This window comes from Aquirufa ecclesiirivi (assembly GCF_011250515.1).
Taxonomy (GTDB): Bacteria; Bacteroidota; Bacteroidia; order Cytophagales; family Spirosomataceae; genus Aquirufa; species Aquirufa ecclesiirivi.
The window spans coordinates 224,876-247,758 of the sequence record NZ_JAANOP010000003.1 but is presented as its reverse complement, the minus strand read 5'-3'; the positions used below and the strand labels follow the sequence as shown (position 1 = coordinate 247,758).

Here is a 22,883-nt window from a genome sequence, read left to right as displayed (position 1 = left end):
CTATTAAATTAATTGATGCTTGGCCAAATATTCCGCAATTTGCACGGCATTGGTTGCGGCTCCTTTTCTTAAATTATCTGCCACAATCCACAGATTTAAGGTGTTTGGCTGAGTTTCATCGCGACGAATTCTTCCCACGAATACCTCATCTTTTCCATGAGCTGTGATGGGCATTGGATACAAGAAATTCTTAGGATCATCTTGTACAATCACCCCTTCTTCTTGTGCCAGTAAACTTCTTACCTCATCTAAATCAAAATCATTTTCAAATTCAATATTGACAGATTCGGAATGACCACCTATGGTTGGAATACGTACCGTAGTAGCTGTTACCTGAATGGAATCATCCATCATGATTTTTTTGGTCTCATTGACCATTTTCATCTCCTCTTTGGTATAGCCATTATCTAAAAATACGTCGATATGCGGCAATACGTTCAAGTCTATCTTATGAGGGTAAACTTTGTCATATTCTGTTTTACCAGCACGCTCATTGAACAATTGATCTACAGCAGCTTTCCCTGTACCAGTAACAGATTGGTACGTAGAAACCACGACACGCTTGATTTTATATTTTTTATGCAAAGGGTTCATCACTACCACCATTTGAATGGTCGAGCAATTAGGGTTTGCAATGATTTTGTCTTCAGGAGTCAAAGTAGATGCATTGATTTCCGGAACCACCAATTTTTTGGTTGGGTCCATTCTCCATGCGGATGAATTATCGACTACAGTAATGCCAGCTTCTGCAAATTTAGGAGCAATAGCTAGGGATGTTCCTCCACCTGCCGAGAAAATAGCCACATTAGGTTTCATGGCAATCGCTGTGTCAAAACCAACAACCTCGTACTCTTTGCCTTTAAAACTAACTTTTTTGCCGATTGAGCGCTCCGATGCCACCGGAATTAATTCGCTAACCGGGAAATTTCTTTCCGCTAATACTTTTAAGATTTCACCGCCAACTAAGCCTGTGGCGCCCACTACTGCAACTTTCATTGTATAATCGTTAAAATTGATAATTCCATGCTAATCCCAAAGAAGCCCCAGAGCTTCCATGAGAATTGATTTGCAAACTGATTTTACTATCTGTTTGCGATAACTCATTATAGCGTTTCAATGCTTTCTTGAAATGCTTGATGCTCACTGTGCCTAGGTATAAATTAAGTACTGCAGCACTACCCACCACTGTCCAATATAAGCCTTCAGATACCTGTCCTTTACTCAAAAATGTATAGACAGAAAATCCTGTGGTGAAAGCAGAAATAATTTCTACACTTCTTTTTTGACGTTTGTAGGTCAAAAATTCATAACTCACTTCAGGGTCTCTTGCCTCCAATAAAGGTATTTGCAAGGCCAACGGGCTTTCTATAATTTGTCTTTTATAGGTATATTTTTTGTTCCAACCACCTTCAGTCTGTTCAATAGGATATAACTTCGGTTTTACTTCTTCTTGCCCCATTAAAGTAAGGGTCATGAAACAAACGTAAAACATCATTAATAGCCTGATTTTCACAGAAAAATGTTTATTGGAACGCAAAATTAGGGCTTAAATCTCGAACAAGAAAGGAATTTTTGGACTAATTCAATGAATGGTATAAAGTCTTTCAGAGCTGATGATTACATCTAAGGCAATATCAAATGCATGAAGATCATCAATTTGCTGAACTGGCCCCTCCAAGCTTAAGCCAATTTTTAAACAGTTTGGTTGACATTGTGACAAAAAGCGATCATAAAACCCTTTACCAAACCCTACTCGATGACCTTGTAAATCAAACCCAATAAGTGGGACTAAAACAACTTGTATTTCATTGGGTTCTATTTTTTTTGCCGATATGGGGTCTGGTTCTAATATCCCCCAAGCCGATCTAATCCAAGAAGTTTTTTCATGTACCAAATAGGCCGACATTTTTCCTTCACCTTCTACTCGGGGGAAAGCCAATTGAAATTCATAAGGAGAATGGGCAATGGTTTCATGAATAAGCTGTGTATCAACTTCCCTCTTTCCTTCTATGGATTGAAAGCTAAAAACTATTGTCCCTTTTGGAAGGGATTTGAGATAACTTAATACCTGTTGATGTAATTGTTCATGACGCATCTGCCATTCTTCCTGAGTCCAGGATTTTCTAAGGGCAAGGTGTTTATTTCTTATTTCAAGCTTTTTCATACATCGACTGAAAACAAATTAGGTTAATAATGGCATAAAATCAAAGGAAAAGGCCCATCTAAATAAAACAGATTAATTGGATAGGGAAGGCAATGACATTACGATTTCAGCCCAAATTTTACTATTTTTGCCTCAATTTTGCCTAGCATATACTATTAAATCCCCTTTACACGTGAAATTCAAGGAATACAAAAATTTAGATTACGCGCAAGTTGCCGATGAGATTTTAAATTTCTGGAATCAAGAGCAGATTTTTGAGAAATCGATTTCCACACGTGCTGGTCATCCAAGCTTTACTTTTTATGAAGGGCCACCTTCCGCTAATGGTACTCCTGGGATTCACCACGTCATGGCGCGCGCCATCAAAGATATTTTTTGTCGATACCAAACACTTAAAGGGAAACAAGTAAAACGCAAAGGAGGCTGGGATACGCATGGTTTGCCTGTGGAATTGCAAGTGGAAAAAGAATTGGGTATCACCAAAGAAGACATTGGTAAGAAAATAAGTGTTGAAGAATACAATCAAAAGTGCCGTGAAACGGTCATGAAATTTACAGGGCAATGGAATGATTTGACAGAAAAGATGGGTTATTGGGTAGATCTTGAAAATCCCTATGTGACATATCAAACCCCCTATATTGAAAGTGTTTGGAATTTGTTAAAGCGCCTGTACGACAAAGGATTGTTGTATAAAGGTTATACCATTCAACCTTATTCACCTGCTGCGGGTACGGGTCTTTCCTCTCATGAATTAAATCAACCGGGCTGTTACCGTGATGTGAAAGATACTTCCCTAACGGCTCAATTTAAAGCAATTCAAAGTCAAAAATCTCAATTTTTGTTTGAATTAAGTCAAGGAAATCCAGTCTATTTATTGGCTTGGACTACCACCCCTTGGACTTTACCATCCAACTCTGCCTTAACAGCTGGGAAAGGTATAACCTATGTATTAGTTAGGACATTTAACCCCTATACTTTTCTTCCTGTTCATGTGGTTTTAGCTAAGGATTTAGTCAAAAACTATTTCCATTCGGCGGCAGAAAATGGAGACTTTGCAGCTTATGAAGCAGCTGAGAAAAAACCTCAAGCCATTCCCTATCAAATCATGGGAGAATGTAAGGGTGCGGATTTAGAAGGAATTGAATACGAGCAATTGATGCCTTATGTGCAACCTGCTACACCGGCATTTCGGGTGATTTTAGGGGATTTTGTGACGACCGAAGATGGAACAGGTATGGTTCATACGGCTCCAACTTTTGGTGCAGATGACTTCCGTGTAGCTCAGCAAAATGGCATTCCAGCGATCATGGTCCTAGATATCAATGGTAAAGAAGTGCCCTTGGTGAATCGTCAAGGACAATTTGTAGAGGAAGTAAGTGATTATGCATTGGAGCCAGTTAAAGAAGCTTACCTGACCGAAGAAGAGAAAGAACAAGCAAGAATCAAGCAAGGTAGAGATAAGTATTTGTCGGTGGATGAGCGCATAGCCATTCAGTTAAAAACGGAAAATAAAGCCTTCAACGTACAGAAATTTGATCACCCTTATCCACATTGTTGGAGGACGGATAAACCTGTTTTATACTATCCTTTAGACTCCTGGTTTATCAAAACCACGGCAGTCAAAGATAAGTTGATCGCTTTGAACCAAACCATTCAATGGAAACCTGAATCTACGGGAACAGGTCGCTTTGGTAACTGGTTAGAAAATTTAGTGGATTGGAATCTTTCACGCTCCCGTTATTGGGGTACACCTTTGCCTATTTGGAGAACAGAAGATGGGTCAGAGGAAATCTGTATTGGTTCTTTGGAACAGTTGACTTCTGAATTGGAAAAGGCTTTAACTTCAGGTAAATTAAATGCTGAGCAAGTTAAAGGGAATCAAGATTTTATAGCTGCGATACAAGCAGGAACAGCTGATCTTCACCGTCCTTTTGTGGATCAAGTATATTTAGTGAGTGAATCAGGAGCTGTCTTGTCTCGTGAATTGGATTTGATTGATGTATGGTTTGATTCAGGAGCGATGCCTTTTGCCCAATGGCATTATCCATTTGAGAATCAAGAGGTATTTAAAGAATCATATCCAGCTGATTTTATTTCGGAAGGCGTCGATCAAACCCGTGGCTGGTTCTTTACATTACATGCTATTTCGAGCATGGTGGAAGATTCCGTAGCCTTTAAAAATGTAGTTTCAACTGGTTTAGTCTTGGATAAAAATGGAAATAAAATGTCCAAGCGATTGGGCAATGCCATAGATCCATTTGAAACCTTGAAAAAATATGGAGCTGATCCAACACGTTGGTATATGATTACCAATGCCCAACCTTGGGATAACCTAAAATTTGATTTGGCGGGTATTACAGAGGTGAGAAATAAGTTTTTTGGCACCTTAACCAATACCTATAATTTCTTTGCTTTATATGCTAATTTGGATGGTTTTGATCCTAAATCGAATCCATTGGAGGAAGCAAATTTAACGGAATTAGATCGATGGGTATTATCCAAATTGATGCATTTGATTCAAGAAGTAGACGAAGCTTATGCCTCATATGAGCCTACCAAAGCGGGTCGTGCCATTCAAGATTTTGTGTGTGATCATTTGTCGAACTGGTACGTAAGACTTTCAAGAAGAAGATTCTGGAATCCAGAGTCTACCGAAAAAGGAATCAACCCAGACAAGCAAGCAGCTTACCAAACTTTATATACTTGTTTAGAAACAGTAGCTCAATTGATGTCACCCATTGCACCTTTTTACGGGGATTGGTTATTCAAGAATTTAAGTAACAAAGAATCTGTTCACTTGACGGATTTTGTTCAGGTAAATCCTGCTTGGGAGAATCCAGCATTGGAGGCATCCATGGATTTGGCTCAGCGCATTTGTTCCTTGGTACATTCCATTCGTAAAGTACATAAATTAAAAGTACGTCAGCCATTGGCTCAAGTGTTGGTACCTGTTTTACAAGAACAGGTTCGTGACCAAATTCGTCGGGTGGAAGATTTGATTAAATCGGAAGTAAATGTCAAGCAAGTCAATTATTTGGACGATGCTGCTGGTGTATTGAGCAAAAAAGTAAAGCCTAATTTTAAAGCTTTAGGACCTAAGTTTGGTAAAGATATGAAGTCCGTAGCGGAGGCAATTAGCTCCATGACGGCAGAAAACTTACAAGTGCTGGAGGCTCAAGGCACTATTTTGTTGAGTAATTTTTCCATTGAATTATCGGATGTGGAAATTTTAACGGAGGATATGCCAGGCTACCTAACAGCCAGTGATTCTGGGTTAACGATTGCTTTGGACAGTCAATTGAGTCCATCTTTGGTCCGCGAGGGTATGGCACGTGAATTTGTTAACCGTATTCAAAATCTTAGAAAGGATTCAGGATTTGATGTGGTGGATAAAATCAACATCGACGTGTTGAAAGGGGACGTGGCTTGGGAAGAAAGTATTCAAGAATTTGCGGCCTATATCTGTCAGGAGGTTCAAGCATTGAGCATCAATTGGAAAGATAGTTTAGATCAAGCATCTGAAATTTCTATGGATGATACAACATTATCCGTTAAGGTGAAGGTTCATAAATAAGAAGCTATGGTATTCAATTCCTTGCAGTTTTTAGTCTTCTTTGGAATTATTACCAGTGCTTATTTTTTAATACAACCTAAGTTTCGTTGGTTCCTGCTTTTAGCGGCCTCTTGCTACTTTTACATGGCTTTTGTTCCCATGTATTTAGGGATATTGGGGTTCACTATAGTTATCGATTATTTTGCTGGAATCTATTTAGAACGCTTCCAAGGGCTACAAAAAAAGCTATTCTTGGCAGTAAGTTTGGCTGCCAATGTAGGTGTTTTAGCTATTTTCAAATACTATCATTTCATAGACCAAAATATCGTTTGGCTATCGGAGCAATTGGGGACACATGTGCAGCTTCCTGTGTTGGAAATGATTTTACCCATCGGCTTGTCTTTTCATACCTTTCAAGCCATGAGCTATACCATTGAAGTATATCGTGGACATCAAAAAGCAGAAAGAAATTTTGGGATTTATAGTTTGTACGTGATGTTTTACCCACAGTTGGTAGCAGGTCCTATTGAACGTCCTCAAAATTTATTGCATCAATTTTATGAGGTACACAGCTGGGATTGGAACCGAGTAAAATCCGGACTATTGCAAATGGCCAGTGGTATTTTTAAGAAGGTAGTCATCGCTGATCGCTTGGCTCTTTTGGTGGATTCAACTTATACCAATATACCCAATCAATCAAGTGCAGCTTTGGCGCTAGCCGCAGTCTTTTATTCCTTTCAGATTTATTGTGACTTTTCTGGATATTCCGACGTGGCCATCGGTGCAGCGCGAGTCATGGGATTTAAACTGATGGATAATTTTAATGCCCCCTATTTTGCTAAATCGTTGCCTGAGTTTTGGCGTCGCTGGCATATTTCTTTGTCTACTTGGTTCAAAGATTACGTGTATTTTTCCTTAGGAGGAAACCGTGTTTCAATTCCAAAATGGTATTTGAACATCATGGTGGTGTTTGTATTATCAGGAATCTGGCATGGCGCAAGTTGGAATTTTGTCATTTGGGGAGCATTGCATGGGCTATTTCAAGTTATTGGATTAAGTTTGAATCGAGTATTTCCTAGTTTAGCCGCGGAGGCACAAAAGCAGGTTTGGGTACAATGGGCATACCGTCTATTGACTTTTGTTTTGGTGACTTTGGCCTGGGTGTTTTTTAGATTAAAGCATTTTAGTGAAGTGAAGCAGTTCTTCCAAACACTATTTATGGGCAAAACAGTAGGTTTACCTCTTGCCTTAAACTTCAATGAAATTGTGTTGTCTATCTGCTTAATTATTTCCTTATGCTGGTGGGAGTATCGTCAAAGAATAGTAGGCAAAACTCAAACATGGCCATTTTTATTTCAGTTTAGTTTATTGGCCTTAGCTATTTATTTTTTAGGCGTATTTAGTTTAAAACAATTTATCTACTTCCAGTTCTAATATGCGTCGACTAATTGCCCTTTTTATATTGATTTTCTGTTCCGCTGTACTTATGATCAGTAGTTCGGAAATAGGTATGCATTGGATTACGCAAGGACGATATGCTCGAAATGATGCTTGGGGGGCAGATAAATACCGTTTCGGAGATTTATATGGGATTTCCTATTTGTCGGATTTTCGCATAGCAAAGGACACCCATTTATTGCCTTTACCCCAAAAAACCGATACTATTCTAAGGGATTATGACTTAACAATTCTAGGTGACAGTTATTTATACAGCTCCTTTCAAGTGCATCCTGCTTATTTCAATCGGGTGAATTCTGTACAGATGTATCGATGGTCAGATAGCCTGAGGCACCTGATTCCTGCGAAATCCACACGGAAAAAAGTATTGTTAATCGAATGTGTAGAACGAAACATGTGGGACCGAATGAATCTGGCTGATGCTAGGTTACGTCTCGATGTCCAACAAGAAAAATCGTTGCCTGTTGATAAATCAACCAAGCAAATCCTCATCAATCAATTGGATCGATTTGATGCAGGAGTTAAGCGTGCCCTATATCATCCAACATTGGAATCTAATTTGGATTTTGTCTTGTTCAATGTGGGTTTATTAGGATGGATCAAAGAGCTTAAAGCGGATTTCACGTGGAAGGCTTTAGGTAGAACAAATCCAGATGTGCAAGTTTCTCATGATGGTCAATTTCTTTATTTGGAAGAAACACTTAATCCTCAAAAAAGAGGATCGTCATTCAGGCTTATTAAGCAGGAAGAAATTAATAGGAAGGTAAGTCAGATTCAAGCAATAGAATCCTATTATCTCTTGCATGGATACGACCAAGTGATTTTTTCTCTGATCCCCAATCCAGTAGCCGTCCTAGAAACGGAAACTAAAGCCCCAAATTTTGCCATTCAAAGAATCATGCAGCATCCTCAAAGGCAGGTCAACATCATGGATCCCAGTTTTTCATTGAAACAACAAGCTTCTATGAATTTTTACCGATCTGATTCACATTGGAACTTGCGTGGTGCTCAAATTTGGTTGAACGAATTCAATCAAGTACTCAGCAAGCTGCCTTAATTATTTTGGAAACTGACTTTTGTCTAGTTTAGGAAGTAAGTGCAAAGCATTTTTATAATACACTTTTTTCAATACCTCATCGGGTAATCCTAGGCCATAAATACGCCAAAATGCATGTCTTTTGCGGTAATAAGGGAAATATTCGTCTTCCGTTTCCAATAATCTGAAATAGGTATAATATTCGGATGTATTCCAAATATCTTTTCCAAATAACACCCGATCTTGGTATTGAATCATGAATTTTCGGGCATTTTTCGGTTGTCTTCCTAATTCATGAATAACCGCTCCTATTTCTGTATACATGTTGGGATAAGTATCCAATAATTGTCCTAATTCTGCTAGATCATTACCTCTCCAAGCGAGGTGGGCCGCAATGAATTTCGTTTTTGGGTGCTTGCGGATGATGTCGGTCAGTTCATCCATCACAACCTGCCAGGAAGGGTATTTAGAGGAAGGTCTTGCTCTGCCTGGAAATTGTTTTAATTCTAACCAACGCTCATTGGTTTTATCATGAACATCAAAGAATGAAATAGGCTCACCGGTATGAATTAAAACGGGGATATTCAATTCCCCACATTTTGCCCAAACGGGATCCAATCTAGGATCATTGGTGGATAGTCTATTTCCTTTGGAATCTTTCACTTCTAAACCGAGATCCTTATAAATTTTCAAACCCATAGCACCTGCTTTCACTTCTGCCTCTAGGGCAGCTACGGTTTTGGCAGTCCATTCAGGGCTATCAATATTGGCAAAACTTAAATTGGTAAAAACCACGACACGGTTATTGGTTTTTTCTAAGCCTGCTCGAGCAGATTGAGCTAGATAGGCTGTTCCTGCAGCTATATCCGCACCTCGTTGTGAACCTTTTCCACTTAGATTTACCATGACCTTCATATTCAGGCTATCCATTTGTTTTAATAGATAAGCCAAATCTTGATTAGGCATGTTGAATTGGTGATTGTGAATATCAATGAAGGGATATTTAGCTTGTTTGATGTGATGCTCTGGAACTTTTAATGTAGAAACAGGGTCATATTCTTCAAAACTCATGGTTTTTTCTTGAGCCAACAAAGAGCTACTAAATAGGAATGTGCAGAACAATAGGTATTTCATTTGATTCATTATTTTAACGAATCTATTCAATTCTGCTCAATTACAGCGCATTTCATGCAAAATTTTGAAAAGGATTCGGGGTATTTCGGTATATTCGAACTTTTATGAAATACCTCTATTCAATACTTTTAGTTGGCTTACTATCCTTTTCACTGTTTGCACAGGAAAATGGGAAAAAAGCCAAGAAGGAAAGCACCGCTTTTTCTCCTGCTCGAGCAGAGGAGTGGATGGCGGAAGGTATGCGCCATTATTTAAAAGAGGATTATGATGAGGCCATTTTAGTATGGGAACAACTTTTGGCAGAAATGCCACAAGAAGCGTCTATTTCATTTTATTTGGCCAAATGTTATCTAGCACAAGGTAAATCCATCAATGCTTTAAAGTTTGCGCAAAAGGCCAATGAGCTTTCTCCCTACTCCTTGGATTATGGATTGATGTATGGCGATTTATTATTGCAAGAGAGAAAGTCCAAAGAAGCCATTGCCTGCTTTTTAAAATTGATACAGTATGACTCCATGCAACCTGATGTGAACCTTCGACTGGCTCAGGCTTACCTATGGAATAACCAAGGTGACGAGGCCTTGAAGGCATTGAAATCTGCCGAGCCATGGATTGGGGATTTTCCAGAAATCATACGAACTAAGCAATACATTTATTTGAAGAATGAGCAGTGGGAAGAAGCAATTCAGGAAGGGGTTAACTTTGTAGCCAATAACCCTGAAGAGCCCTTATTTGCTTGGGAGCAAATGGAATATTGGTGGCATTTAAGTACATGGAAAGGTGCCAAAATTGCATTGGAACAGTTGTCGGTGGATTTTCCCAATGATGGACAAGTAGCTTTATTGAATGCCAATGTACAGGTTCATGAAAAGAATTTTGCAGCATCGCTTTCCTATTTAGAGCGCTGTTTAGCTGATTCTGATATGCACATTGAACTGTTCAGTCAAGTAACCTTACAAACCTTTGAATTAATGTCTGGTCAAGGAGACTGGGACAAAGCTTATGCTTTTCTACAAAGGGCTGTAGCTGCTTTTCCCAAAGAGCCTCGATTTGTGGCCATGCAAGGAGATTTATGGATGAGTATTTCCAAGTTTCAAGAAGGTCAAAAAGCTTATATCAAAGCGGCAAGAAATGGGGGAGGAAAGTTTGAGGTTTGGACTAGAATTATTCAATTGGACTTTGAGATGAATGCTCTAGATAGTGTCTTAGTCCATTCAAAAGAAGCTTTAGAAGCTTATCCCAATCAAGGTTTTTTGTGGTTTCAAATGGGCTTTGCCCAATATATGCAGGGAAAGAGCAAAGAAGCACTAGCTTCTTTTGAGTCTGCTATTCCTTATGTACAGGAGAAAGATACTTGGTATATACAATTATTTGCCTTGATGGGAGATGCCTATCATGCCTTGGGAAATTATCGGGATTCTGATATGAGTTTCGAAAAGGTGTTGGCTAAAAATTCAGAGGAAGAACATGTACTAAATAATTACAGCTATTATTTATCATTAAGAAAGGAAAAGCTAGACAAAGCTGCAAAAATGGCTAAAGTATTAACAGATAAATTTCCCAAAAACGGAACTTATTTGGATACATATGCTTGGGTTTTGTATCAGCAAAAGGAGTATACGAAAGCTTTGCAATACCTGGAATTAGCACTGAAGGATGAGAAGCAAAATAGCTCAACGGTTTGGGAACATTATGGAGATATCTTGTTTCGCTTAGGTAAGTTGGAGGAAGCGATGAAGGCTTGGGAAAAGGCAAAAAGTTTAGATGGAGCTAGTCCAAATTTATTTAAAAAGATAGAGAAGAGGCAAATTATCGAAAATTGAGATAATTTTGTGTTGTAAAAAAAATCACATGCCGCATTTAAGCCACGGGAAAAATATTTTACTTGTTGTTTTATTCATTCTTTTTCAATCCTGTGGGAAAAAGATTGGGACTCCATCGGTGGAAACGGTAGCGGTAATTGATACCATCATAGCCAAGGATACAACCACATTAATCGAAATTAAGCCAGCAGTGGAAGAAGTTCAACCGATAGTGGAGGAACCCAAAGTTCATACTGAAGATTTGAACTTCAATTACATAAAGGCAAAGTCAAAGGTTCTCTGGAAGACAAATTCCAATTCAGATACCTATACGGTGGATATTCGGATGAAAAAAGACAGTCTAATTTGGATGAACATTTCGGTATCCATGATCACTGGAGCCACAGGAATTTTTTCTAAAGATCGAGTTCAGTTTTTTCATAAAATCAATAATGAGTATTTTAACTTGACTTACGATAGTTTAAGTACCAAAATGGGTTTTAAAATAAACTATGAAATCTTACAATCTTTAATTGTGGGAAATCAACCATTCAAGAAGAATAATTCCAGGGTAATTCGGGAAAATGAAAATTATATTTTGAAGCAAGATGAAGGTCGCATTCAAATTGATAATTATGTGGGACCCAATAGAAAGCTAAAAAAATTGCTGGTCAATGATGGCCCTACAGAAAATAAATTGACGTTGGATTATGAAGATTTTGCGACGATAAACCAGTTTTTATTTCCTTTTTCTAGTCAAATTACGCTAGATGTGAAGGACAAGGACAATAAAGTGGTGAAAACACTCATTAGTATCAAGTATTCTAAAGTTGAATTGTTAGATAGTCCTTTAGAATTTCCTTTTAAAGTTCCTGCTAAATACCTCAACAAATAAATTCTAAAACCTTGAAATACATCGCTTTTCTATTCTGTTTAATGCTGGCTTTTTCCATGGTTGCCCAAGTGGATAAAAGAGAGCAATTGGAGCGTCAAAAGAAGGAGAATTTAGCTAAAATTAAAGAACTAAACAGCATCATTTCACGTACTTCAAAGAAGAAAATAGCATCCCTAGGGAAGTTGAATGTCTTAAAAGAGCAGATTGGTGTTCAGAAAAAGCAAATTGGCATTTTGAGCGAAAATCAAAAGCTATTGGCACTAGAAGCTAACAAGCTCCGTCAAGAAAGTGACATCCTTGCTGCCAAATTGAAGAAGTTAAAGCGGATGTATGCCCAAATGTTATTTGAGGCGCAAAAGACATCTACGGTATATAATAAGCTTAGTTTTTTATTGCTGTCCTCAAACCTGGGTGAATTTACACGTCGCTTTGATTATTTGCGTCAATTTACAAGCAACCGAAAAGCCCAGGCGCACAAGATATTTCAAACTCGTCAGGATTTAATGTCCAAAGAGCAGCAAGTCATTTTTAAGAAAACAGAAGAGAAAAAGGTGTTGGTAGAGAAGGAAAAGGAGAAGAAGACCTTGGAAGTCCTGAAAACCAAAGAGGATAAAGTCGTTACTGTCCTAACGCAGCAAGAAAAGAAGTTGCGCATTGAATTGGAGCGAAAGAAGCTGGCTATTCGTAAATTGGATAATTTGATTGCGGGTATAGTCGCGAGAGAAATTCAAAAAAGTCAGGAAAGAGAGCGGCGCTTGCGTTTAGCTCAGCAAGCTAGAAAGTTGGAAGTTAATAAACCATCTTTACCTACGTTGAAGGGAGATGGTACTTTGCCGAAACTTAGTGAAAAGTCAGGTAAAGAGGATACTAAATCAGATACAAGAATTGAATCTGCGGAAGATAAAAAGGAAGTCGCTAAGGCAAAAGTACCTGAGAAAGTAGAAGTAGCTAAATCAGAGCCCTTAGAGAAGAATATTTATTATATGAATGCCGAGGAGGCCAAATTGGCGAGTTCATTTGGGGCTTTACGCGGTAAAATGCCATTTCCTGTTCCTTCAGGCTTTATTTCAGATCATTTTGGAGTACATAAGCATCCGATATTGAAGGGGGTAATGATCAATAATAATGGAATTGATATTCAAACAGCTCCTGGTTCTCCTGTACATTCTGTCTATGAGGGAATTGTCCAGTCAGTTGTCAATATACCTGGAATCAATATGGTGGTGGCCATTCAACATGGCGATTACTTCACCGTATACAGTAAGTTGGACAATGTTTCGGTTTCCACGGGGCAACGTGTTCGTACGGGCCAGCGAATAGGAAGTGTGGCATCTGATGATGACGGTACCGCAGAAATAAATTTTCAAGTTTGGAAAAATACCATTCGCCAGAATCCAGAGCAATGGTTAAGAAGGTAATTAACTGAATTTGTAAGCCACTCGTAATTGGATGTTCCTTCCTTGGTCATCTGTATAATAGCGAAATCTATTTAAATAATCTCGGTACGACTCATTGAGGGCATTCGTAATGCGTATTCCTACATCCAGTTTGTTAAATTGGTAGCCCCAATTAAGTTGTATTAATTGATAAGCAGCTGGAGGTACGGTATAGTCAGAACCAGGTTCTACGCGACTTTGCTTGGACACTTGAGTAAGCCCAGCGCTGATATATTGTTTGTTATTATTGAATTGATATCGGATCAAATATTCAAATCGGTCTGCTGGAATATTGACCATGTATTCTTGATTTTTAATATTGAAAGCTCTGACCAAGCTTGTTTTTTGTTGCAAGGAAAAATTGGGAGTTATATGATACGAAATTTGACCATCTAATCCGTTGAATCGAGCATTGATTTGTTCATAGGTAAACCCTGGGAATATGCCACGTAGTGTCACAATATAGACAGCTTGCCCATCATTCACCATGGGTCGTAAATAAATGAAATCTTGGATATGGTTACTGTACATACCTAATTCGATGTTCCACTTTTCTAATGTATATTCTGTGCTAAGGCTTAGGTTGGTGGCAGTTTCACCTTTTAAATTGGGTTGACCAATTTCATAAGCTGCTGCCCCATGGTGAACACCATTGGAGAATAATTCATTGGCTCCTGGAGCTCTAAAAGCTCTAGCTAAAATGAAGTGGCTTTCTAAATTGTCTGACCAGTGGTATTTGATACCTGCGCTTCCAGATAGGCCCGTAAAGTTTTGTGTATCACGGTCTACGATAAACGAATAATTTTTGATAGGTCGATGTGTGACAATTTGTTTTTGGTCCAATCGAAGTCCTAATTCCAATTCCCATTTTTCTTTGACCATTCTTTCAATAGCAAATATGCCTAGGTTATTTTGTTCGTAATTAGGTAGCAAACTAGTCGTTAAGGTAGGCGAGTTTACTCGATTTCCTGAGGTAATATTATCTTGAAGCGAGAAGGTTAAACCAAATTGGCCTTTCCATAATTGACTGGAATTTGTTCCGTCCAATAGAAGTTCTCCATTCCAAGTGCTTAACTGAAAACTTAAGGTATTGATGTTTTTTCCAGCCCGTAATACATCCAACTCCAAACGTTCATCTGTTTGATGAGCCAAGGTGAAACGCAAAGCATAATTGGAGGAAACTTGGTAAAAACTTTTAAACTTCAACAAATCATGGATAACATCTTGGTTTGGTCGATCGATGTTTCGAATAAATTCAGTTGGGGTAAATTGTTCCAGAGGTCTGGCCATTTCGATGGACCTTTCTAAATCTCTTACGTTGCCGATATGGGAACCTAGAAAGATGCCTAGTACGGTATGGAACCGACTATAGAATAAGTCTGCGCCCAATTTCCGCGTTTTATAGCCAATCTGACCAGAAAAATTTTGTTCTTGTACACCAGTATTGGCCAAATAATAGTTGGCTGAATGAATATTTCCTCCGTTTTTGAGAGTTCCTTGAACGCGCCAACCCCAACCTTTTGCTCCTGCAATGCCTCCTTCTAGGCTACCTGAGCCTACCCATTGACGGCCATTGGTGAAGTATATACTTTGTATTTCACCTTTTAGGCCACTGGTATCTGGGAGTGCATTAGGTTCTAGCATAACTATACCACCAATGGCATCTCCACCATAGCGCAAACCAGCGGGACCTTTAATGACTTGAATGTTTTTGCTGACAAATGGGTCTACCTCAGGAGCATGTTCACTTCCCCAGTTTTGACCTTCTTGTCGAACCCCTTGATTAAGTATAATTACTCGACTGGAGTGCATTCCATGTATGACGGGTTTGGAAATAGTACTTCCAGTTTGTAAGCTTTGAACGCCTGAAATGCCTTTTAGCATTTCACCCAAATTTAAACCATCTCTTTCTTTTCTTTCTTCTGAACTTAATGAGCCACGCATTTGGGCGCTAGTTTCATTTCTTTTGGCACTTACTACTACTTCTTGTAGGTGTTCGTCATGTATATGAAGTGCAATGTTTTCTTCGTGTTGATTACTGAGATTGACCTTGATTTCAACCGGGTCATAGCTACTCATTTCACAAACTAAAGTATAAGTACCAGGGCAGATTTTTTTGATGGAAAAATAACCTAGAGAATCTGTTTGAACAGCAAAATTAGTACCTTTTAAATGGACATAGGCCCCTTTGATTTTTTCGCGATTTTCAATGGAAGAGACTTTTCCTTGGAGGGTACAAAAACAGCTTTTCTGCGAATATGATTCGTGGAAAAGTAGAAACAGAAAGAAAAATAATACTCGAGATTTTAAATTCATGCGAAGGCCATCTTTTTCAGATGGGGGTTTAAATATACACTCATTTTATTTTTTAGCCCAATTTAGGGGGTAGATAACCGATGATTGAGCTTTTTGGGACGACAAGTTCGAGAGATACAGCGATAATTTTTTTAAATAAAAATTTGTTTTGTTTAATCTTTTTATAAATTTGTTAAACAAAACAAACACAACGTTTGTGACAGCTCTTGAATTTACGTATCAGGTTGGAAGCTTTTCTAAGTTTTTGAAACCCTTTGCACTACGTTTAACAAAAGACTTGGATGATGCTAACGACTTGGTGCAGGACACCTTGGTGAAGGCATATTCAAACCGTGAAAAGTATGCAGAAGGGACCAATCTAAAAGCTTGGTTGTTTACCATCATGAAAAACACGTTCATCACACAGTACCAACGAATGGTTCGAAGAAATACTTTTATCGACACCACTGAGAATTTACACTTCATCAACTCACAAGAATCTTTACAAACAAACGAAGCATTATCTGAGTTTGTCCGTGAAGATTTAGAAAAAGCTTTAAATCAAACAGACGAGATGTATCGATTACCGTTTTTAATGTATTTCAGAGGGTTTAAATACCATGAAATTTCCGAGGAATTGGATTTGCCCATTGGAACGGTTAAAAATCGAATTCATATTGCACGTAAGGAGTTAAAGAAAAAATTGCACATGTACGCATAGAATTTCACAATTGATTAGTTTTTTGGTTAACAGAAGAAATAAGTAAAAAGTCAGATTTTGTCTGGCTTTTTCTTTTACGCAGCATAGCTGTTTTCAAAAGATGTTTATATTTGTTTAGGTTCAATTATTTGAATAGAATGAAAAAGAAAAAGATAATAGTGATCGGCGCAGGCTTTTCTGGTATATCAGCAGCTACAGCTTTAGCTGACCGAGGATACGAGGTACAGGTATTAGAAAAAAACGCAGAACCGGGTGGAAGAGCTCGCGTATTTAGGGAGGGAGGATTTGTATTTGATATGGGACCAAGCTGGTATTGGATGCCAGATATTTTTGAAACCTATTTTGGAAAATTTGGAAAAAAACCTTCAGATTATTATGAGTTGAAGCGACTTGATCCTTCCTATTCTGTCATATTATCTGATTCAGAAGTCATTGATGTTCCGGCCGAATTGGAGGGAATTAAAGCGCTTTTTGAATCGTATGAGGTAGGGGCTTCCGAGCAATTGGACAAGTTTTTGCACCAAGCAGCCTATAAGTACCGAGTGGGTATTCAGGATTTTGTATGGCGTCCATCGGTGAAAATCACTGAATTTTTAAGTGTAAAACTGCTGGTAGATGCCATCCGTATGGATGTTTTTTCTTCCTTCTACAAACATATCCGTAAGTTTTTTAAATCGGGAACCATTTTGAAATTGATGGAATTCCCTATTTTATTTTTAGGTGCTATATCTCAAAATACGCCTGCTATGTATAGCTTGATGAATTTTGCTGAGATTACTATGGGTACTTGGTATCCCATGGGAGGAATGCACCAAATCGTGAACGGCATGGTGGCTTTAGCCGAGGAAAAGCAAGTAAAGTTCACTTACAATTCGGAAGTGACAGGTTTTGAGATTGTTAATAAACATGTTAGAGCAGTTAAAACAGCTAAGGGTTTAATTGAAGCTGATATGGTGGTAGCCAGTGCGGATTACCATTGGGTGGAACAATTATTAGGAGATGATTTCAGGAACTATACTGAAGAGTATTGGGATAAGCGAGTGATGGCTCCTTCGTCTTTGTTGTTTTACTTAGGCATTTCCAAGCGATTACCGAAACTAAAACATCATAATTTATTTTTTGATCGAGACTTTTCAGTCCATTCACACGAAATTTATACCGATCCAGCTTGGCCTTCTGATCCTTTGTTTTATGCCAGTGCCCCTTCGGTGACGGATCCATCTGTGGCACCGGAAGGATGTGAAAATCTCTTTTTGTTAATTCCTGTTGCCCCTAATTTAGAAGATACCGAAGCGCACAGAGAAAAGTATTTCCTTCAATTAATGGACCGTTTGGAAGCTTATTGCGGAGAAAATATTCGAGATTTTATTGTGTATAAGCGTTCTTATGCCCACCAAGATTTTATGTCGGACTACCATGCATTTAAGGGAAATGCCTATGGATTAGCCAATACCTTATTCCAAACGGCTATATTAAAACCTAGCTTGAAAAATAAAAAGCTAGATAATTTATATTATACGGGCCAGTTGACTGTTCCAGGCCCCGGTGTTCCTCCTTCCTTAATTTCTGGATTGGTGGTTGCCAATGAAGTAGATAAATCCCTAAGAAAATAGCATGACCCAAATAGACTTATATCAGCGTGTTTCTTTGGCTTGTTCTAAATTGTTGACCAATGCCTATTCTACTTCCTTTTCATCTGGAATCAAGACCTTGTCTAGTCGGTTTCATGATCCGATTTATGCGATTTATGGATTTGTTCGTTTGGCCGATGAAATTGTAGATACTTTTCATGACCATGATAAAAAAGTTTTGTTTGAGCGATTCAAAAAAGATACCTATTGGGCATTAGAAGAAAAAATAAGTTTGAATCCTATCTTAGAGTCATTTCAGCGTGTTTATCATGAATTTGGAATGGAGCAGGAATTAGTGGATGCATTTTTATATTCTATGGAGCTTGATTTGTTTGAAACTCAGTATGATGAAATGGGATATAAACGATACATATATGGTTCAGCGGAGGTAGTAGGATTAATGTGCTTGCATGTTTTTTGTCAAGGAGATAAATCGAAATACACTGCCTTGAGATCGGACGCTTGTGCCTTGGGTTCCACTTTTCAGAAAATCAATTTTTTGCGAGATATTAAATCGGATTTTGATGAGAGAGGGAGGGTATATTTCCCGGGAATTGATTATTTGACGATGACAGAAAAAGATAAAAAGGACATAGAGGCTGATATTCAACTGGACTTTGATGCAGGATTGCGTGGAATCAATCGTTTACCCCAAGAAGCCAAAAATGGCGTTCTATTGGCATATTTATATTATACGCGCTTATTTGAAAGAATTAAGCAAGCTCCACTTCAACAAATAAAGGAAGAACGTGTCCGAGTTCCTGATGGAGAGAAACTATGGATATTTATTAAAATGAAATGTGGATTAGTGTAATTTGAATCAATTGAATTAGTTATTCATAAAAAATATCAACCCCGTGAGGTTGACATTTTTTATGAATCCAAAGAAGTAAATTAGTTTTTAGAACCTGTAACCGCTCCAGCCGCTTTTTTAGCATTTTGTGCCTCTTGCATTGGGTTAGCTTGGCCAGCTCCATAACTTCGTGGTTGTGCTTTAAATAGCTGAACACGTGTAGGTTGTGCGGGTTCGCGAGGGAATGAATTGTCGTCTGTATCAATATCCGCGATTTCATAATATGGATCTAGAGTCCATTTCGCTACTTTTTTACTAGTAGGAATGATTTTCTTTGCCTGTACATCATTCAAGCGCCAGATTTCTGCTGGAAAACGAAGCACTTCCTCTGTTCCATCTTCAAAGCTTAATTTAACAATAACGGGCATCGGTAATCCACCTTTATTTTTAAAATTAACCACATAGAAATTCTTTCCTTCAGCGACCAATTTGCGCTCATCATCCGATAAAGAAGCTAGGTAATCTTGGTATTTTTTCTTTTCTGCATCCGAGGTAGCAAAACGGTCATAGCTATTGTAAAAGTCCTTCATGTCAGGGTCTTTTTCTACCACCGTTTCTTTGATATCCGTTTTATTACGGATATTCGAAATGGTTTCTCTTTTAGCCGTAAAATCAGCTTTGTCTTTTGCTTTTTTGGCGATGGGGTCTTGGTTATCTATGCCATACCATTCCACGGTTTCAATGGATTGATTAACAGGCTCTGTACCATAGAACCAGCCTCTCCAAAACCAATCTAAATCTACTCCAGATGCATCTTCTAAGGTACGGAAGAAATCAGCAGGATACGGTTGTTTGAATGCCCAGCGTCTTGCGTATTCTTTGAATGCATAATCAAATAACTCGCGACCCATTACAGTTTCACGAAGGATGTTTAAAGCCGCAGCAGGTTTAGCGTAAGCATTATTTCCAAAATCCATGATGTTTTCAGAATTGGCCATCACTGGAACTTGATTTTTTGAATCTAAACGCATGTAAGGAACAATGCTCTGTGCTTCGCCACGTCTAGCTGGGAAATTACGATCCCATTCTTGCTCTGCCAAGTATTGACAAAAGGTATTCAAACCTTCATCCATCCAGGACCATTGTCTTTCATCAGAATTGATGATCATTGGAAAGAAGTTGTGCCCAACTTCATGAATAATAACCCCAATCATGCCATTTTTAACATTTTCTGAATAGGTGCCATCGGTTTCTGGCCGACCGCCATTGAAGGAGATCATCGGGTATTCCATTCCACCACCTAGGGTAGCATGACAAGATATAGCTACTGGATAAGGATAAGCAACCGTTCTTTTGGAATAGGAACGTAAGGTATGTGCTACCACCATCGTGGAATATTTCCCCCAAAGTGGATTTCCTTCTTTGGAATAATAAGACATCGCCCAAACTTTTTTACCTTCTACATCCACTTGCATGGCATCCCAAATGAATTTACGGGAAGCCGTAAATGCAAAATCACGTACATTGTCTGCCTTATAAATCCAGGTTTTTTTACCCGTTGGCTTTCCTTTTTCGGCTTGCTCTGCTTCTTCTTGATTGATAATTTCCACAGGGCGAGTGGCTGTTTTAGCCTTCTCCCAACGTTTTAATTGAGTCGCCGTCATTACTTGGTTTGGATTCAATAACTCTCCTCCAGCACCAACCACGATGTCATTGGGTGCCGTGATCGCCACTTTATAGTTTCCAAAGTTCAAGGTAAATTCTCCTTGGCCTAAAAACTGCTTGTGTTGCCAGCCATATACATCATTGTACACCGCCATTCTTGGGAACCAATGAGCAATGAAATAATTGGCATTACCGTCTTTGGCAAAAAACTCATATCCAGAACGACCGTAATATTCGGTGATTAAATAATTCCAATCAATAGCAAAACTAACACTAGCACCCGATTTTACAGGAGTAGGTAGGTCGATGCGCATCATCGTTTGATTGATGGTATAGCGTAATGCATTACCTTTTATGTCTTTTACCGCCGTAATTTTGTATCCATAGCTTTTTGGATCTGTTAGTTCTTTAAAAGCAGATGCAGAAATACCGTTTTTGATGTCGCCCGTTTTCGTTGTGCTACCAGCCGATCCTTTTTCAAATAAATTTTGGTCTAATTGCAGCCATAAATAGGGTAACTCATCCGGCGAATTATTGAAATAAGTAATAGTTTCTGAACCAATAATCTTTCTATTGATATCATCTAACTCCACTTTGATGTCATAATCCGCACGTTGCTGCCAGTAATCTTTACCAGGGGAACCGCTGGCAGTACGATAGCTATTAGGTGTAGGCAGGATGGATTCTAATTGTTCGAACCGATTGTTTGCGTTGTAAGTACCTGCAGGTGATTGTCCAAATATAGGATTAGCAAAAAGTCCTAGCAGAAGGAAGAAGAATAGTTTTTTTGTCATTGATGAGCTCTTTTTTTTCAAAAATAGAAAAAAGATTTTACTCTTTGTTCATCTATTCTGTTCTCTCCGTTTATTCTTAGGCAGGATAGACTAAAAAAAAAGACACTTAGCTATTTTAGTCTTGGGTAGATTTTGTAGTTTTGAAGCTTATAGATAAAAATTAAACTGTTCAACCATGAGTGTTATTATAGGCCAAAAAGAATATTTCAAGGGCATTGAAAAAATTAAATTTGAAGGAGTAGATTCCGACAATCCTTTAGCATTTCGTTACTATGATGAAAATAGAATAGTAGCGGGTAAAACCATGAAGGAGCACCTTCGATTTGCTATCGCCTATTGGCACTCATTCTGTGGAGACGGTTCAGATCCGTTTGGCCCAGGAACACATCATTATCCTTGGGATGTAGCATCTGACCCACGTCAGCGTGCTGCCGATAAAGCAGATGCCGCATTTGAATTTATTACTAAAATGGGTGCACCATTTTATTGTTTTCACGACGTAGATGCGATTGATCAATCTCAAGATCCGAAAGAATTTTCAAGCCGTGTGCAATATATCTCGGACATTTTTGCCAAAAAACAGGCAGAAAGTGGTGTGCAATTATTATGGGGGACAGCCAACTTGTTCTCGAACGAGCGTTATATGAATGGCGCTTCGACTAACCCCAATTTTGAAGTGGTAGCACATGCAGGAGCTCAGTTAAAATCGGCCATTGACGCAACCATCAAATTAGGTGGACGCGGCTATGTATTCTGGGGAGGTAGAGAAGGATATATGACTTTATTGAATACCGACATGAAGCGTGAGCGCGAGCATTTTGCTCGAATGTTACATACTTGTGTAGAATATGCTCGTAGAAATGGATTTACAGGGAAGTTCTTTATTGAACCAAAACCTTGTGAGCCAACTAAACACCAATATGATTATGATTCGGCAACAGTAATTGGATTCTTGAGAGAGTTTGATTTATTGTCCGAATTTGGACTAAATCTAGAGGTTAACCACGCTACATTAGCGGGTCATACATTTGCTCATGAGTGCCAAGTGGCCTCTGATAATGGCATGTTAGCTTCTTTGGATGCCAACCGTGGCGATTACCAAAATGGCTGGGATACCGATCAGTTCCCTACAGATATTTATGAGTGGGCGGAAGCCATGGCTATTGTTTTACGCCAGGGTGGATTAGCTGGTGGTGGTATCAACTTTGATGCGAAGCGTCGTAGAAATTCAACTGATGCGGCTGATTTATTCTATGCTCACGTTGGAGGAATGGATACCATTGCGCGTGCTTTGTTAATTGCTGATAAGATTTTGACTCACGGAGAAATGGATAAATTGAAAGCGGCTCGTTATGCTAGCTTTGATTCAGGTAAAGGTGCTGAATTCGAACAAGGTAAATTGAAATTAGAAGACTTGTATCAAATTGCTACCGAAATTGGGGAGCCAGCCTTGATTTCTGGTAAACAAGAATATTTAGAAAATTTATTGGGCAGATTTGTCTAACA

General features: G+C 38.6%; 16 protein-coding genes. 10 read left to right on the top strand and 6 right to left on the bottom strand.

Features of this window, described 5'->3' with window-relative positions; translation table 11 throughout:
* Positions 1–3 precede the first annotated feature (3 nt).
* The 3 genes from G9H65_RS06305 to G9H65_RS06295 form a co-directional block, all read right to left on the bottom strand.
* Positions 4–996, bottom strand: coding sequence for an aspartate-semialdehyde dehydrogenase (locus G9H65_RS06305; protein WP_166374500.1), 993 nt, complete (start codon positions 994–996; stop codon positions 4–6).
* Between the two features lie 10 nt (positions 997–1,006).
* Positions 1,007–1,474, bottom strand: coding sequence for a hypothetical protein (locus G9H65_RS06300; RefSeq protein ID WP_166374499.1), 468 nt, complete (start codon positions 1,472–1,474; stop codon positions 1,007–1,009).
* Between the two features lie 108 nt (positions 1,475–1,582).
* Positions 1,583–2,164 (bottom strand): 5-formyltetrahydrofolate cyclo-ligase, encoded by a 582-nt coding sequence (locus G9H65_RS06295; RefSeq protein ID WP_166374498.1) that lies wholly within the window; start codon positions 2,162–2,164, stop codon positions 1,583–1,585.
* A gap of 172 nt (positions 2,165–2,336) precedes the next feature.
* On the opposite strand from G9H65_RS06295, the gene ileS reads away from it, so the two are divergent.
* The 3 genes from ileS to G9H65_RS06280 are packed head-to-tail and all read left to right on the top strand — an operon-like array spanning position 2,337 to position 8,232.
* The gene (gene ileS / locus G9H65_RS06290) at positions 2,337–5,738 is read left to right on the top strand and encodes an isoleucine--tRNA ligase (protein ID WP_166374497.1); all 3,402 of its coding nucleotides are present in this window, start codon (positions 2,337–2,339) and stop codon (positions 5,736–5,738) included.
* 6 nt (positions 5,739–5,744) lie between these two features.
* A complete protein-coding gene (locus tag G9H65_RS06285) occupies positions 5,745–7,151 on the top strand; it encodes an MBOAT family O-acyltransferase (RefSeq protein ID WP_166374496.1) in 1,407 nt (468 codons plus the stop codon).
* 1 nt (position 7,152) lies between these two features.
* Positions 7,153–8,232, top strand: a complete 1,080-nt coding sequence (locus tag G9H65_RS06280; RefSeq protein ID WP_166374495.1) for a hypothetical protein — start codon at positions 7,153–7,155, stop codon at positions 8,230–8,232.
* On the opposite strand, the gene G9H65_RS06275 is transcribed toward G9H65_RS06280, so the two are convergent.
* A complete protein-coding gene (locus tag G9H65_RS06275) occupies positions 8,233–9,345 on the bottom strand; it encodes an amidohydrolase family protein (RefSeq protein ID WP_394367189.1) in 1,113 nt (370 codons plus the stop codon).
* A 104-nt stretch (positions 9,346–9,449) separates the two neighbouring features.
* Between G9H65_RS06275 and G9H65_RS06270 the strand changes: the two genes are divergently transcribed.
* The 3 genes from G9H65_RS06270 to G9H65_RS06260 are packed head-to-tail and all read left to right on the top strand — an operon-like array spanning position 9,450 to position 13,460.
* Complete coding sequence (locus tag G9H65_RS06270) at positions 9,450–11,168, top strand: tetratricopeptide repeat protein (protein ID WP_166374493.1); 1,719 nt, start codon at positions 9,450–9,452, stop codon at positions 11,166–11,168.
* A 28-nt stretch (positions 11,169–11,196) separates the two neighbouring features.
* Positions 11,197–12,042: a DUF4292 domain-containing protein gene (locus G9H65_RS06265; protein ID WP_166374492.1), complete on the top strand. Its 846-nt coding sequence runs from the start codon at positions 11,197–11,199 to the stop codon at positions 12,040–12,042.
* Positions 12,043–12,053: 11 nt separating this feature from the next.
* A complete protein-coding gene (locus G9H65_RS06260) occupies positions 12,054–13,460 on the top strand; it encodes a murein hydrolase activator EnvC family protein (RefSeq protein WP_166374491.1) in 1,407 nt (468 codons plus the stop codon).
* Here G9H65_RS06260 and G9H65_RS06255 read toward each other — a convergent pair whose 3' ends face one another.
* Entirely contained in the window at positions 13,461–15,794 is a 2,334-nt protein-coding gene (locus G9H65_RS06255) for a TonB-dependent receptor (RefSeq protein WP_166374490.1), read from the bottom strand.
* Positions 15,795–15,990: 196 nt separating this feature from the next.
* Between G9H65_RS06255 and G9H65_RS06250 the strand changes: the two genes are divergently transcribed.
* The 3 genes from G9H65_RS06250 (at position 15,991) to G9H65_RS06240 (ending at position 18,939) form a co-directional block, all read left to right on the top strand.
* Positions 15,991–16,494, top strand: coding sequence for an RNA polymerase sigma factor (locus G9H65_RS06250; RefSeq protein WP_166374489.1), 504 nt, complete (start codon positions 15,991–15,993; stop codon positions 16,492–16,494).
* Positions 16,495–16,631: 137 nt separating this feature from the next.
* Entirely contained in the window at positions 16,632–18,107 is a 1,476-nt protein-coding gene (locus G9H65_RS06245) for a phytoene desaturase family protein (RefSeq protein ID WP_166374488.1), read from the top strand.
* A gap of 1 nt (position 18,108) precedes the next feature.
* Positions 18,109–18,939 carry a phytoene/squalene synthase family protein gene (locus G9H65_RS06240; protein WP_166374487.1) on the top strand — a complete coding sequence of 277 codons (831 nt, stop codon included), beginning with the start codon at positions 18,109–18,111 and terminating at the stop codon, positions 18,937–18,939.
* A gap of 80 nt (positions 18,940–19,019) precedes the next feature.
* On the opposite strand, the gene G9H65_RS06235 is transcribed toward G9H65_RS06240, so the two are convergent.
* A complete protein-coding gene (locus G9H65_RS06235; protein WP_166374486.1) occupies positions 19,020–21,377 on the bottom strand; it encodes a M1 family metallopeptidase in 2,358 nt (785 codons plus the stop codon).
* Positions 21,378–21,552: 175 nt separating this feature from the next.
* Between G9H65_RS06235 and xylA the strand changes: the two genes are divergently transcribed.
* A complete protein-coding gene (gene xylA, locus G9H65_RS06230; protein ID WP_166374485.1) occupies positions 21,553–22,881 on the top strand; it encodes a xylose isomerase in 1,329 nt (442 codons plus the stop codon).
* Positions 22,882–22,883: the final 2 nt, after the last annotated feature.